This is a genomic window from Ruegeria sp. HKCCA6837 (assembly GCF_013034475.1).
In the GTDB taxonomy this organism is placed as follows: domain Bacteria; phylum Pseudomonadota; class Alphaproteobacteria; order Rhodobacterales; family Rhodobacteraceae; genus Ruegeria.
In genome coordinates this window covers 183,284-197,894 of sequence record NZ_WQGD01000007.1, presented here as the reverse complement: position 1 = coordinate 197,894, position 14,611 = coordinate 183,284, and the positions used below count along the sequence as shown (strand labels likewise).

At 50.9% G+C, this 14,611-nt stretch carries 9 protein-coding genes; 5 read left to right on the top strand and 4 right to left on the bottom strand.

What is annotated here, in order from left to right:
* Positions 1-434 precede the first annotated feature (434 nt).
* Entirely contained in the window at positions 435-1,259 is an 825-nt protein-coding gene (locus tag GOV91_RS12425) for an endonuclease/exonuclease/phosphatase family protein (RefSeq protein ID WP_171235741.1), read from the bottom strand.
* Between the two features lie 1,093 nt (positions 1,260-2,352).
* Here GOV91_RS12425 and GOV91_RS12420 point away from each other — a divergent pair.
* The gene (locus GOV91_RS12420; RefSeq protein WP_171235740.1) at positions 2,353-3,150 is read left to right on the top strand and encodes a hypothetical protein; all 798 of its coding nucleotides are present in this window, start codon (positions 2,353-2,355) and stop codon (positions 3,148-3,150) included.
* A gap of 238 nt (positions 3,151-3,388) precedes the next feature.
* On the opposite strand, the gene GOV91_RS12415 is transcribed toward GOV91_RS12420, so the two are convergent.
* From GOV91_RS12415 to GOV91_RS12405, 3 genes are all read right to left on the bottom strand, one after another.
* Positions 3,389-5,521, bottom strand: a complete 2,133-nt coding sequence (locus tag GOV91_RS12415) for an adenylate/guanylate cyclase domain-containing protein (protein WP_171235739.1) — start codon at positions 5,519-5,521, stop codon at positions 3,389-3,391.
* A 105-nt stretch (positions 5,522-5,626) separates the two neighbouring features.
* Positions 5,627-6,097, bottom strand: coding sequence for a phosphate-starvation-inducible PsiE family protein (locus tag GOV91_RS12410; protein WP_171230802.1), 471 nt, complete (start codon positions 6,095-6,097; stop codon positions 5,627-5,629).
* A 434-nt stretch (positions 6,098-6,531) separates the two neighbouring features.
* Positions 6,532-9,195 carry a cation-translocating P-type ATPase gene (locus GOV91_RS12405; protein WP_245223188.1) on the bottom strand — a complete coding sequence of 888 codons (2,664 nt, stop codon included), beginning with the start codon at positions 9,193-9,195 and terminating at the stop codon, positions 6,532-6,534.
* Positions 9,196-9,458: 263 nt separating this feature from the next.
* On the opposite strand from GOV91_RS12405, the gene GOV91_RS12400 reads away from it, so the two are divergent.
* The 4 genes from GOV91_RS12400 to argF are packed head-to-tail and all read left to right on the top strand — an operon-like array spanning position 9,459 to position 14,609.
* Positions 9,459-10,946, top strand: a complete 1,488-nt coding sequence (locus tag GOV91_RS12400; RefSeq protein ID WP_171235737.1) for a YfcC family protein — start codon at positions 9,459-9,461, stop codon at positions 10,944-10,946.
* Positions 10,947-10,955: 9 nt separating this feature from the next.
* On the top strand, positions 10,956-12,335 hold the full coding sequence (locus GOV91_RS12395; protein ID WP_171235736.1) for an amino acid permease: 1,380 nt from the start codon (positions 10,956-10,958) through the stop codon (positions 12,333-12,335).
* A complete protein-coding gene (locus GOV91_RS12390; RefSeq protein WP_171230806.1) occupies positions 12,332-13,555 on the top strand; it encodes an arginine deiminase in 1,224 nt (407 codons plus the stop codon). The genes GOV91_RS12395 and GOV91_RS12390 overlap by 4 nt, the downstream gene beginning before the upstream one ends.
* Before the next feature lie 55 nt (positions 13,556-13,610).
* Positions 13,611-14,609: an ornithine carbamoyltransferase gene (gene argF / locus GOV91_RS12385; protein WP_171235735.1), complete on the top strand. Its 999-nt coding sequence runs from the start codon at positions 13,611-13,613 to the stop codon at positions 14,607-14,609.
* Positions 14,610-14,611: the final 2 nt, after the last annotated feature.

Sequence of the window (14,611 nt, the reverse complement as noted above, 5' to 3'; positions counted from 1 at the left end):
CCCACCAGTCCCCGAAACTCTAGTCCGAAATGGCCCAGAACACGGGGGCTAGACAACCGCTTGTACAAAGAATTCAGACCCTTTATCCGGTCGGATAAAGGCATGGACAACACGCAAGATGAATAGATCGGTCAGCCGACGTTGAGCGAGACGTTTAGATGTTGCGGCCACAACCCGATTTGCCGACATTCACCTCCAGAGAAAAATCTGGCGCGCGTGAATTCTCCAATCGGGAGACAAAGCCGCTATCTGAGCAAAATGGTCGAATGACTTTATCAAGCTCAGTGCATCAAGATCAAACGGCTCCGTTAGGTCGTTTTATTGGGGCGCTCAAGGCACAAAAAGCTAAGCTTAGACGAACAGAATAGACCCAGACCAGACTGTAGTAATGGATTAGCCCGATCTGGTAGCGTGGCAAGCTGTGCCAATTTGAGTTAAACCTTCTGAACTTCCAGATATAGCATTGCGTGATCCGAGAATTTCTTCACCCAAGCCTTCCTCTGCGCCTTGTTAGATTTGTCATTCCAGCCGCTTACCTTTACATCTGCGCCGCGGAATGATTTGAATTTTAGATGATCCATCGCCACGACATGGTCCAGATCACTTGGACCATAACGCTCGCTCCAATAGGTTGCGCCTTCGCTTTTTGTCAGCAATTGCATGTTCCTGCGCTTGGCAGCGGCGGCAAGCTCCTTTATCTCCCTCTCTCCGCTGATGTCCTTGTCTGAACCAAAATACTCCATGCCCATTGTATTCAGATCCCCCAAAAAAATGTAGTTCGGGGTCTTTCCACCCGCCGCCTTCTTCAGGACGTTTCGGAAATCAAATGCCTTGTCGATCATGTAATTCCGAACGCCAAACCCACGCGGATCGGGCATTGACTTCACATGGAGGAAGAGAATTGGATAGGCCTCGCCATCTATCGTCGGTGTAACCAGCAATCCGGGGCGTAGGCTTGTTTGCCCGGCCTGAAACTCGTTCTTCTGTGTAACGAACGCAGGAAGAGTTTTCCGGATTCCGACCAAAATCTCCTGCATCTGCTCACCTTCGGTGATGAAGAAGAAATGGTTGGGCATCGAGTTCATCAAGTATTGGGCCACGATGCTGCTGCGCACCTCGATGATCGCCACAATGTCTGGATTGACCGCCGCAATCTCATCGATGATTGGTTGAATTGGTTTCTTTGGTGTTTTCTTCTTTTTGTCGGTTGCCCCGAAATGCTCGACGTTCCAGGTCAAAACAGAAAAAGCCTTTGCCATGAAAGTGCTCCTTATACCAATGGTGAAACTATAATACCAATAGTGAAACCATAGCCTGGACGATGTAGCAAAGATAGAGAGGCCCCAACGCAGAGCACGCACTGCATTGCATTGCATTGGCAATTTAATTCATTCGGCTATTCTCGCCTCCAAGAGCCAACGGCCCGTAAAGGCCGTTGCACAATTGGTATTGACGCTATGGCGCGACCCATCAAAAGGCGCAGTTCGCTGAAATCGCTCGATACTGGCTGTGAAGAAGGGCCGCCGTGCGGACAAAGCCGCCTCTTGCGAATTGACAACCTTTAGTAGTTTGCCTGAATAAAGTCTGAGTGTCCGTCATCAAGATTTTTGGGACAGATTGCGTCCTGATCTAAGAGAGAGTGTGTCGCATTTATTGATGTTATGCTGTCGAAGGCGTTTGTATTGGCGAACAGAATAGACGCCGCGAAACAGTGTGAACGCTCTGCTAGAACTGCGAATTGCGCAAGGAGGCCAAAAGATACGGTGCGGCTCCAATTTTTAGATGCATCCCAAAGCAGTTCGGGTTGCAACGCTCCATTGTTGGCAAACTATCTACACATAAATGGTGGTCATTAGGGTGGATGAATTTAGTAAATATTGGTATTTTTACACTAAAGTCAATAGGTTAAAGTATTGAGATGGTGCCGGGGGCGGAATACATAAGTTAAAGTAAGTGTATATTTTTAAATTACAAAATATTAGCAAATACTACTCGATACCCCGAATGGTACCCCCAGTGAAGAAACTGCCTCGCCTGCATTTGCAGTGTACTTACCGCGACCATACACCATGTAGCGACCAATTTTGACCTTGAGCACAACGACGCCCTAAAAAAAACCAGTCTTTTGTATGATACGAGCTTAGCGATCAATCTGGCAGCGAGCCTGCTTCATAGATTTGAACATTGAAGGCAACAATCTGATCATTCGCTGATGCATGCATTTGCGACCACTTTGCAAACCAAGCCCTTAACACAAAACCCGTCAAAAAAGCTGTTAGAAAGTGACACCAGGTCCGTTTGTAGATTATCCTTTGGAAAGCTACTTTTTCAGGCTTAAGAAAAACGAGAAAAATGGCAAACAAGCTGGCCACAATGTGGTTCGACGGCCCTTTGAGGTTAGTTGACCGGGTTTGTATTTCTTCAATGCTCGCCACAGATATGCCTGTCACCTTATACACCCATGGGGACATTCCGAATGCACCGCCTGGCGTCGAAATCAGGGACGGCAACGAAGTACTTGATCGGGCGTTAGTCCAGCGGCTGGTGCCTGTGGCGAAAAAAGATCAAGCTACCTGGCTGCCAACTGTTCAATTCAGTGATTTTTTCAGGGTCTTTCTGCAACGGGCTGGCGGAGGTTTGTGGCTTGATAGTGATGTGTTGATGTTTCGCCCCTTTGAATATCCTTCAGATGACGTCTATTTCGTGCGAGAGGTATCCGGCGGAATCGGCGCATCTGTTTTCTACCTTCCCCCCGGAAACCCGACTATTGGAGAATATGAGCGTCTACTTGAGCAGGATAGTCTGGTGCCAGACTGGCTTGAATATAAACGCCGCATTTTGCGTCCAATGTGGTATCGCCTGACCGGAACATCCTATTCCGCTTCGGACCTTGGGATTACGATCTATGGCAACGAGGCCTTCCGGCAGCTTGCGAAAAGACACGACCTTTATGGTCATGCACAACCACCAGCGACCTTCTATCATTGGTCTGACGCGAAGAATTTTGACGTTTTTCGCGACGTTCCCTGGCAATTCTTTTACGATGATCCTTGCCACATCGGTTTGCATATCCACAAAAAGTCCAATGAAAATATCGAGCATCCGGAGCCCGGCAGCCTTTGGCACAGAGCTCTTAAAGACTTCTCGTGAAATGACCCGCGATTTTCCCATCCTCGCCACGAGAGGAACACTTCGAATTTAGATCTTTCTGGCGATGCTTGTGGTAGACTTGGTACTAAGGTTGCCCGTTTTCTGGCTCGGACTGAAGATACGCCGCTATCCGAAGCAATGCCCGTTTTTGGTTGGCCTGATTTGACGGGGGCAATTTGATTGCAAGCGCATGATTGGCCTGAGGCCCATCGGAATGATGGTTTGCTGCGCTTCTCATTCATTTCCTCTCGAAACGGTAAACACCATCCCAAGCGGCCGGTGGTTTAAACGCAAAACTGCTGCAACGTTCGATAAAGACATCTACAAGACGCTTGTTAGCTGCGATTTCTCGATGCCTCTGGAGGGCGTCTAATGCATCAGCCCATTTTCCAGACTGATACAAGGCATAGCATGCGCGCCATTCTTCGAGTTCGCGTTTCTTGGCTGCGCTCACCAGAAAACCACCCTCATCATCTTTTTCCGCGATTAGTTCAATGATACGACTAGGAAAGCTAGTCCCGGCAGGCACGACAAAGTCAATTTCGCGCAGCAAAAACCTGTTCTTGACATGAACAGCCACGTCTTCCGATATAAGAATCCTTGTACCGTAAACTTTGTTCAACCCTTCTAGTCTGGAAGCAAAATTAACGGCAGCACCAAGCGCAGTGTATTGCAATCTTGAGAGAGACCCGACATTACCGACCACTACGCGACCGGTGTGTAGGCCAAAACGTGTGTGCAACGGACGTAAGGGTAACGCTCCATTGTCAGAATTGAGTTTCGCCTCAGCCAGTAAACACGCCAAAGCTGCTCGACAAGCATGAACAGGGTGATCAGAATCATCGAGTGGAGCGTTCCATAGAGCCATAATGGCATCTCCAATGTACTTATCCACTGTACCCTGATTACCGGATATCTCTTTTTCCATTGCTTCGAAATACTCGGACAAAGCAGACATCAGAACTTCGGGTTCAAGTCCCTCGGTCTGGCGCGTAAACCCTTTGAGGTCGGCAAACATAAGGGTTACATCGCGCGACTCTCCCCCAACACTAATTCTCTCTGCTTTTGAAAGGATAGAGCGCACCAGCTCCTTTGGTACGAACGCACCGAAACTCGACAATCCAGCTTTCATACTTGCAATGGCTGCTCCGAGTTCGGCGACTTCCTGAATATTTGATTTCAGGTTCAAGTTCTCACTTAGCTCAAAGTTACTGACTTTTCTCGCTTCCGTTGCCACGCGAACAAGATTTTTGCTCAAAAGACGGGCGACTACAAAGGTAAATGAGACAGCCAGAACCAAAGCAAGTACACCTATTTGCATGGCGCGAGTCGTGTTTCTTTTTATTTCTCCGATAAACTCATCTTCCGGCACTATTAGCCCGAGAGTAGGTTGGGCACCGAAGACTTCAGGAATTGGCATCACAGATGCGATATAGTTTCTTTCATCGGATGCTGGAGCTATGCGGAAAAAATCCTGCTGACTGGTTCGCCATCTTTCAATGACACTGTCAATAATTTTGCTACTACCTTCAATTGACCCGTTCGTATTGGAACTTACGAAGCGCGGCTCTCCACCTTCGGACCGCGTGCTGGTGTACGAAAGTAGGCGACCTTCGCGATCCAGCATGAAAACCAAACCATGATCGCCGATCCTGATATCATCTAGGATTTGCGAAAGTGCCGATATTGTTATGTCGAGCGCAACGACGCCAAGCATATTTCCGTCGTTGTCGACTACGGTTTTTGAGAACGTTGCGCCCAGACGCCCTGTGCTCTCAAACTGATAAAGCGGCGAAACGTAAACGCCGCTTTGCTCGAACGCCCCGCGATACCAAGGGCGCGTTCGAGGATCATAGACAGTGGTTCCACTAAGAAATGGGGTGGCTAACGAACTGCCATTCGACCAAAAGTAAGCTTCTACGCGCTCACCAGATTGTTCGGAAATTATCCGTTGGACGCGATCTACTCCTTCCGGCACTGGCAGCGCGCTTGGTCCAAAAGTTTTCCAGTGTTTTGGAAGGTTTATATTCTGATAAAAGTCTCCGGATTTCTCTTCTCCAAAATACAAGCCATAGTAGTGCTCATTGCCTTGAATCTGCGAATAGAGCACGTCCAAACCTGCACGTGAGCCAGCATACTCCGAAAAATTTGAAAGAAAGACGGACGCGGAAGACACGACACTTCCCGCTCCACGTACTACGGTTAGCATCTCATCGACTGACTGACTTCTGGCCTCGACCATCCTCTCTTTAACGGTACGAATGGCCAGTTCCTTGTTGCCAAAATAAAGAATGGCAACAAGCATTGTTGTTACGGCTAACGTGAGGAACGTGAATAAAGTCGCAACGCCGATATGGAGACGTACTTTCATGCTCTCAATTAGTCAAAATGTTGCAATAGAAGTTCACCCACTCATCGCCATACAAATAAGTGTCTTGAGTGCATTGTTCCCTGAGGACAAAAAGAATTGGCACTACTATTCTTCCTTGGATTGTTCGGCGCTTTTCGTTCGCCCAAACCGAACACTAAAGGACGGCATATCGTGAACCAGCCAATAGGCGAGTGAACAAGCAACCACTAGAAGTGCCAGGCCGACCAAATCCAGTCCACTGGTTTTTTCTGTATCGAGTATAATGACCTTTCGTGCGACGGCCATGAGCGCCGTCGCAACCACTATCTTAACATGGATTACATCGTCGCGAAGATAGATTGTGATGTTTACGAATATTTCGATGGCAATTAGCACCGCCATGAAGGCGCCAAAAGTAGCTAATATTTCAGAGATTGTTAGTATGAATACAGGTTGATTGATTAGTTTTTGATATAGGGTCCAGGCCACATCCAAGACGCCAAGTAGTATAACCAGAACCATCATAACGGCCAGAATACGGACGGCAAACCGAATTATGACCTGAAGTTTCTCTATAAATGGATCCTTGTGTTCCATTTATCACCTCCCCCTCTTTGCTAAGTCAAGAATCCAAACGGGCGTTCTCTGCGCCACCATCGCTTGCTCCCCAAAGGAAATATCTTGTACCATCAGTGCTTCATTTCAGCCGAGCTTACCTCGACGATTTTTGGCTTCACTCTAACGCCAGATGTCTTTTGTCCTGAAGGACTGGCTCGCTAGCCCCGTCGAAAGAAATTCCGAAATACTCATGGTCAACCACAAAAGAAACCACGAATTGTTTATTACGCTACTTGCCAATCGACAGAAGCCGATGACTATTCTTGAGTTCGCTTAAAGACGCGTCGCAAACCACTCCGAGAGGCCAAAGAGGTTAGATCACTCCGTCGACAAACTTAGCAAGATCCTCCTTTCCAAACAAAACAAGTGACCACCATATTAGGGTTAACAATTTAAACCCACACTCTTTCCACTCAAACGAATTTAAGATTGAACATCTCTTTCAGACCGGAAAGCACGAGTGTTGGAAGCGCCGCGACAAAGAACGTTCCCAACAGATGTGAAAGAGGCAATGGAACCGTGCCCAGAACGAAATGGCCCGGAGCAGAGTAAATTGCCAACAACGATAAAACGATTGAAATGCCGACTGCGCCTAGGAGCATTGTGTTGCCAAGCGGCGACTTGCGGTAAAGTGTCGTTGTAGTTCGCGCGTCAAATACATGCCAGATTTGCGCAAATATGAGAGTCATGAAGGCAGCTGTTTGTGCGTGCTCCAGAGAGGCGCCGCGTTCGAGAAACTCTTGAAACACGTAGTAGGTCAGAAGACCCAATGCGCTGCCCCTGATCAGAATCCGCTCTTTCATTCCACCGCCAAACATGTCCTCGTCGCGCGGGCGTGGCGGACGTCTCATTAGATCAGGCTCGCTTTTTTCAAATCCCAGCGCCAGTGCTGGTAAGCCATCTGAAACTAAGTTCACCCAGAGGATCATAAGCGGTGTGATGGGAAGGAGGGGATCTGCTCCCATCAGCAGAAAAGCGAAAAGAATGGTTGTAACTTCCGCAACGTTGGCAGTCAGAGCTTGCCGGACGAATTTCAGTAGATTGTCAAAGATTCTCCGGCCCTCACGAACCGCCGTGACAATAGTCGTGAAGTTATCATCCAGAAGAATCAACGCGGCGCTGTCCTTGGCAACCTGTGTCCCGGTAATCCCCATGGCGACACCTATGTCAGCCGCGCGAAGCGCAGGCGCATCGTTCACGCCATCTCCTGTCATCGCGGCCACTTCACCATTGGTCTGAAGTGCTTTAACGATGCGAAGTTTGTGCTCGGGCGTCACGCGTGCAAATACAGCTGCGTTCTTCACAGCGCTATTTAGATCTTCATCTTTCATTTGGTCGAGCTCGGCACCCGTGAATACTGCTTGCTGTGAACCCGACAGTACGCCGATTTGCTCGGCTATAGCCTTGGCGGTGACCGCGTGATCCCCAGTAATCATAACCGTACGGATTCCGGCACTAGTGGCTTCTGCTACGGCATGCGGGACTTCTTGTCGGGGGGGATCCATAATACCATGGATACCAGCGAGCACGATTTCCTGTTCTGGGTTGTTGTGATCCAGTTCGTCTGGAGAAACTTCGCGATACGCTACCGCCAAAGTTCTGAGAGCCCGCTCGCCAAAGCTGTCAATGACATTTTCTATGTCAGCTCGTAGTTCTGGCGTTATTTGGCACTCCTCCTCGCCAATGCGGACCTTAACCGCTCGCGACAAAATTACGTCAGGCGCTCCTTTTGCAACCAAAACAGTCCGCCCGTCGGGGAGCTGTGCAAAGACGGACATCATTTTTCGTGTTGAATCAAAGGGGAAAGATTGAAGAGCCTCACTCCGACGAGCCCTCAATTCTTCGACATCAATTCCAGCCTTTGCCGCAGCGACCAGAAGCGCACCTTCAGTCGGGTTACCTTGCACTGAGGTGTCAGCGCCTTCACCAATCAGCCGGGCATCATTGCAAAAAGCAGAGATCATCAGCACAGGCCATAACGGTGTCCCCTCTTCGACCTTTGTGGCTTCGTTTTTCGAGTCCAGAAATTCCCCTGACGGGTCAAAGCCAGCGCCACTAACGTCCCAGGTTTCGCCCCCAGCCCAAATGCGCATCACCTGCATTTGGTTTTGTGTAAGAGTTCCAGTCTTGTCCGAGCAGATAACAGACGTGGCGCCTAACGTTTCCACCGAAGACAGTTTTCGCGCCAGAGCGTTATTCGAAGCCATGTTCTGAGATCCGAGCGTCAAAAGTATTGTGACGACAGTTGGTAGGCCCTCTGGAATGGCAGCTACTGACAGAGAAATTGCTGTATTTAGCATTTCAGCGAGGTCCATGCCGTTGATAACGCCGATGCCAATGACGATAGCCACGACGATAAGCGCCGCGATAATAAGTACCTTCGAAAGCGCTTCGATTTTGAGCTGCAGCGGCGTCTTTGGTTCCTTAGCTGCTGACATCAGATCCGCGATATGGCCAACCTCGGTTCTCATACCAGTTCCAACTACGACGCCTTCGCCGGTTCCACCTGTGACAAGGGTACTCATGAAGCCCATGTTGAGGCGATCGGCAAGAACGACCTCCCGATCGTTGATCTTGCGATCATGTTTGTCCACAGGTTCGGACTCTCCGGTCAGTGCAGCTTCGTCGGCCTGCATTCTGCTGGCTTGAAGAAAGCGAATGTCAGCGGCGAGGATATCACCTGTTTTAACTATCAATATGTCGCCGGGAACCAGATCAGAAGCAGCGATTTGTACCTGGTCACCATCTCTTCTTACCAAAGCCTGAGGGGCCGACATCTCGCGAAGTGCGGCGAGTGATTGTTCTGCCTTGAACTCTTGCCAAAACGAGATGAAGGCATTGAAGATTGCGATCACAAAAATCGCCACGGCGTCGATCCAATGTCCAGTGAAAGCCGAAATAACCGCTCCCACCATAAGGATTATTAGAAGCGGGCTCTTAAATTGAACGAGCAGCATTTTCCACGCCGGGTCAGCCTCGGTTTCTGATAGACGGTTCAATCCGTATCGGGAGAGGCGTTCCTTTGCGGTTTCCGAGCTCAAGCCGTGTTTAGGATCTACAGCTAGTGTCTCGGTCAAAGCAGTTCTCTCGATTGCCCAAGGTGCTGTCGGAAGTGCGGCTCGGTCGTCCGTGGCATGGGAAGCATGCTGCATAGAAGCCCCTTTTCGTTACGACGTGGGTGCAAATTTTCGCGTACACGTAACGCGAATCATCGATAGTCTACTTCCTACCCTCGATTTTTCACTTTACGTTGAGCCATTTTGGCTCGCCAAAATTTGAAACGAATCTAAATACATGCTCGTTTTTTTATGTCGCTCTGCTACCAACGCGAGAGTCTACTATGTCCAAATTCAAGTTTCCTACTGCATTTACAATCCTGTTTGCTCTTATCGCTATTGTAGCGGTTCTAACTTGGGTCATTCCTGCGGGCGAATACGAACGTCAGATGAACGAAGCTCTGGGCAGCGAAGCTCCTGTTCCGGGCACTTATCACGAAGTCGAGTCTAACCCCCAAGGACTGACTTCGGTAATTCTCGCACCAATTGCGGGGATGTACGACCCTGGGCTTCTCGGAAGCTCTTCAAGTGCAGCAATTGATGTCGCTCTCTTCGTTTTGGTTATTGGCGGCTTCCTGATGGTCGTGACCAAGACTGGTGCCATCGACGCTGGCATTGGGTGGTTGCTGCTCAGGCTTGAAGGCCGCGAGATTTTAATGATTCCAATTCTGATGATTGCTTTTGCATTTGGCGGCACCAGCTATGGCATGGCTGAGGAAACATTGGCATTTTATGCTCTTATTATTCCGGTCTTTATACGTGCGGGATATGATTCACTCACCGGTGTCGCAGTGATCCTGCTAGGAGCTGGAATAGGTACTCTTGGCTCTACCTTCAACGCATTTGCGACAGTCGTCGCCTCGCAAGGCGCTGGTATTCCGTTTACCAATGGCATCGTTTTGAGGTTCATTATCCTCATACTCTGCTTGGCAGCTGGTATCGCTTTTGTCATGAGATACGCAAAGCGAGTAAAAGCCGACCCCTCTGCATCTGTGGTTGCGGATCAAGCCGAGGAAAACAGAAAGCATTTTCTTAAGGGGTCCGCCGGCGATGATGCTTTGCCAGAGTTGACACGAACCCGTTCCGTCATCCTGCTCCTGTTTGGAGTTACGTTTGCAATAATGATCTATGGTGTCGTGGTATTGGGGTGGTGGATGGCCGAGATGTCTGGCCTGTTCCTTGTTATGTCTATTATCGTCTGGTGGGTCGGAAAAACGGATGAAGGGTCCAGAATGGACGAAGGGACCTTTGTGGAAACCTTCGTTGATGGCGCGCGCGATTTGCTGGGCGTTGCCCTGATCATTGGCGTCGCGCGCGGTGTTGTCGTCATTATGGACGCGGGCAAAATCACCGACACAATATTAGCCGGAGCCGAGGGGTTTGTTTCGGGGCTGAGCGAGTTTGCTTTTATCAACGCGATGTTCGGCATTCAGGTTTTGATGTCATTCCTGGTGCCGTCCTCGTCTGGGCTGGCCACGCTTTCGATGCCGATCATGGCCCCACTTGCAGATTTCGCCGGTGTAGGCCGCGATTTGGTGGTCACAGCGTACCAATCGGCAAACGGATGGGTGAACCTATTCAACCCGACATTTGCTGTCGTCATGGGGGGGCTAGCCATTGGCCGCGTGTCTTATGACAGGTGGCTACGCTTTGTGTTCCCGCTGCTTGTAATTCTTGCAGCGATCATCTGCGCGGCACTTACCGTAGGGGCAATTACCGATCCGGGGATCGACGGGTCCACAACCGAGACTTCAGACACAACATCGAACTGAGCCGTCGCAATGACCGATCGCTCCGCTCCAGAGACGACTTCGACATCGGGTGCCCTAGGGCTGACGGCCTGTATCGCTTTGGTTGTAGGAAACATGATCGGGTCGGGAGTGTTCCTTCTACCAGCGTCACTTGCACCGTTTGGGCCAATTGCAATTGGTGGGTGGATTCTGACTTCGGCAGGGGCGCTTGTTCTTGCGATCATATTCGGAAGGCTGTCACGCGTCGTTTCGAAACCCGGTGGCCCCTATGCCTATTCGCAAGAAGCATTCGGCGACTTTGCAGGCTTCATTATTGCATGGGGGTATTGGATCGCACTTTGGACCGGGAACGCCGCAGTCGCAGTCGCGTTGGTGGGATATCTGGGATTCCTGTTCCCGATTATCATCGAAGTGCCGATGTACGGCCTCTCGACCGCATTGGTTGCAATCTGGACGCTCACCTTGGTTAACATCCGAGGGGTCGAAGGCGCTGGTTTGGTTCAGATCGTGACCACCGTTCTCAAACTCGCGCCGCTGATATTGATTGGCACATTGGGTATCTTCTGGATCAACACCGAGAACTATGTTCCGGTAAACCAAAGTGGCACCACGGCGTTTACGGCGATTTCTGCCGCGGCAGCTCTGACGCTTTGGGCCTACCTGGGCCTTGAATCTGCGACCGTTCCCTCTGGCGATGTTATCGAGCCGGAAAAGACCATTCCACGCGCCACCGTGATCGGCGTGATTATTGCGGCAAGCGTCTATATCTCAGTGACCGCCGTTTCGATGGGCGTCATTCCTGCCGAGTTGCTCGCTGTTTCCGCCGCGCCTCTGGCAGCCGTCGGTGAGGTGATGTTTGGTTCCATTGGCGGCGTCCTTGTTGCGGTGGGCGCGGTGATTTCGACCTTTGGCACTTTGAATGGCTTTACGCTGCTCAGTGGCCAGGTCCCTTACGGTGCCGCATTGGATCGCGTCTTCCCTGCAGCCTTGGGCCAAAAATCCAAATTTGGAACGCCTGCTAATGCGTTAATCCTGTCGAACGCGCTAGCCTCGGTTCTGATCATCATGAACTATGCGCAAGGGCTGGTCGCCGCATTCAACTTTGTCATTTTGCTCGCCGTTGTCGCCAGCCTGTTGCCCTATGCCATCTGCTCTGTGGCCGAGATTTTGATCCGTCTGAAAGGCGGGCAGGTCTTGCATGGCCCGGAACTGGCGAAGGTCGCCGTGCTGGGCGCGCTTGGGTTCGTTTATTCGGTCTGGGCCTTCATCGGCTCAGGCGCTGAAACTGTTTTGGTTGGCTCCGTCCTGTTGCTTATGGGCGTGCCCATCCACGTCTGGGTCCGCTGGAGCCAGGCCAATGAAATTGAAGACATTCAGAAAACGGATAGTTCGAAAGGAGAGTTGCAATGAAGCTCGGCGTTCATTCCGAGATCGGAAAGCTCAACAAGGTGATTGTCTCGCGCCCTTCACTGGCGCATGACCGACTGACACCGCGAAATTGCGAAGAGCTTTTGTTCGATGACGTGATCTGGGTCGAACAAGCTCGCAAAGACCACGCCGAGTTCTGCTCGCTCATGCGCGAACGCGGGGTCGAGGTTTATGACATTCAGGATCTTTTGGCTGAAGTGCTTACTGATAGTAGCGCTAGATCTTTCATGCTTGATCGATTGATCATTCCAAAAATTGTTGGCCTTGGCGTGTCTGTTGAGATGAGGGCTTGGTTGGACGAGATGAAAGCCGCGGATCTCGCGCGCCACATGCTTGGGGGTATCATATTCGCGGAATTGCCCAAGGGAACCATTGACCCAAAATTCGACGATTTGATCACCCAGAGTGAGTTCGTATTGCCCGCTGTGCCTAACGCCCTTTTCCAACGCGATCCTTCGTGTTGGATATTCAACGGTGTGACAACGAACCCGATGTTTTGGCCCGCTCGCAAACCTGAGACCTTAATGATGCGTGCGGTGTATAAATTCCATCCGATGTTTAAGGAAGCCGAGTTTGATATCTGGTGGGGCGACAGCGATGAGGATTTTGCCAATGCCTCAGTCGAAGGCGGTGACGTGCAGCCTGTAGGTAAAGGAACTGTGTTTATCGGAATGGGTGAACGAACGACGAGTCAAGCCGTTACCCTTCTCGCGCAGGCACTATTCGAGAAAGGCGGGGCAGAGAGAGTAGTCGCCTGCGCGATGCCAAAAAGCCGCGCGGCCATGCATCTGGATACCGTCTTCACTTGTCTTGACCACGACAAAGTGACTGCATTCACGGAAGTAGCGGATCAGATCACTTGCATATCGCTGCGCCCGGACGACAAGAAACTGTTTGATGCAAGGGTCGAAGAAGGTCACCTGTTCGACGTTTACAAGGAAGCCCTGGGGCTGAACTCACTTGAAGTCATCTCGACCGGTGGCAACGAGTTCCAGGCCGAGCGCGAACAATGGGATGATGGCAACAACGTTGTGGCCCTCTCGCCGGGTGTTGTCGTCGGCTATGCGCGTAATACGTTCACGAACGGAAAGATGCGCGCAGCTGGCGTCGAAGTGATCGAAATCTCAGGTCAGGAACTGGGACGCGGTCGTGGTGGCGGCCATTGTATGACCTGCCCGATCGACCGCGACCCCGCCTATTGAATTTACTATGGGTGCAGCCGCCTGCGCCCTTTGATTTTTGTTAGGGAGAGACAAAATGGCATTCAATCTAAAAGGCCGTAGCTATCTGAAAATCGCCGATTTCAGCCAGCGTGAAATGTTGTACTTGCTGGATCTGGCCCGTGACCTTAAACGCGCGAAATACGCCCGCGCCGAACAGCCGTCGCTGACCGGCAAGAACATCTGTTTGATCTTCGAAAAAACGTCGACCCGTACCCGGTGCGCCTTTGAAGTGGCCGCCTATGATCAGGGTGCCAACATCACCTATCTCGATCCATCGGGCTCGCAGATCGGGCATAAGGAATCGATGAAGGACACGGCTCGCGTATTGGGACGCATGTTCGACGGGATAGAATTTCGTGGTGCGGGCCAGGACATGGTTGAGACTCTGTCAGATTATGCCGGTGTCCCGGTATACAACGGCCTGACCGACGACTGGCATCCGACCCAGATGCTCGCGGACATGCAGACCATGATCGAACACGCCGACAAACCCCGCAAGGACATCGTCTATGCCTATTCGGGCGACTGTCGGTCGAACATGGGCAACTCGCTTCTGATGTTAGGCGCGATCATGGGTTGCGATGTGCGGATGATTTCTCCGAAAGAAACGCAACCCCATGACGATGTGCGTGAACTGGCTAGGGAACGCGCCGCAAAATCGGGTGCGCGGTTGACGATCACGCATGACACCTCGGCCGTGGAAGGCGCGGACTTCATCCACACCGATGTCTGGGTGTCCATGGGTGAACCGAAAGAGGTCTGGGCCGAGCGGATCAAGCTGCTGAGTCCTTATCAGGTCAACATGGATCTGATGAAGAAAACCGGAAATCCGGGCGTCAAGTTCATGCACTGCCTGCCTGCCTTCCACAATCTGGAAACCAAGGTTGGACAGGACATTTACGAACAATTCGGCATCACCGAGATGGAAGTAACCGAGGATGTTTTCGAAAGCGATATGAACATCGCATTCGAGCAAGCCGAAAACCGGATGCACACCATCAAGGCGATCCTCGTCGCGACATTGGGAGCCTGATC

What these genes read in the sequence shown, in the direction of transcription:
- GOV91_RS12425 (WP_171235741.1), bottom strand. Translation starts at nt 1,259, where the DNA reads ATGGCAAAGGCTTTTTCTGTTTTGACCTGGAACGTCGAGCATTTCGGG.
- GOV91_RS12420 (WP_171235740.1), top strand. Translation starts at nt 2,353, where the DNA reads ATGGCAAACAAGCTGGCCACAATGTGGTTCGACGGCCCTTTGAGGTTA.
- GOV91_RS12415 (WP_171235739.1), bottom strand. Translation starts at nt 5,521, where the DNA reads ATGAAAGTACGTCTCCATATCGGCGTTGCGACTTTATTCACGTTCCTC.
- GOV91_RS12410 (WP_171230802.1), bottom strand. Translation starts at nt 6,097, where the DNA reads ATGGAACACAAGGATCCATTTATAGAGAAACTTCAGGTCATAATTCGG.
- GOV91_RS12400 (WP_171235737.1), top strand. Translation starts at nt 9,459, where the DNA reads ATGTCCAAATTCAAGTTTCCTACTGCATTTACAATCCTGTTTGCTCTT.
- GOV91_RS12395 (WP_171235736.1), top strand. Translation starts at nt 10,956, where the DNA reads ATGACCGATCGCTCCGCTCCAGAGACGACTTCGACATCGGGTGCCCTA.
- GOV91_RS12390 (WP_171230806.1), top strand. Translation starts at nt 12,332, where the DNA reads ATGAAGCTCGGCGTTCATTCCGAGATCGGAAAGCTCAACAAGGTGATT.
- argF (WP_171235735.1), top strand. Translation starts at nt 13,611, where the DNA reads ATGGCATTCAATCTAAAAGGCCGTAGCTATCTGAAAATCGCCGATTTC.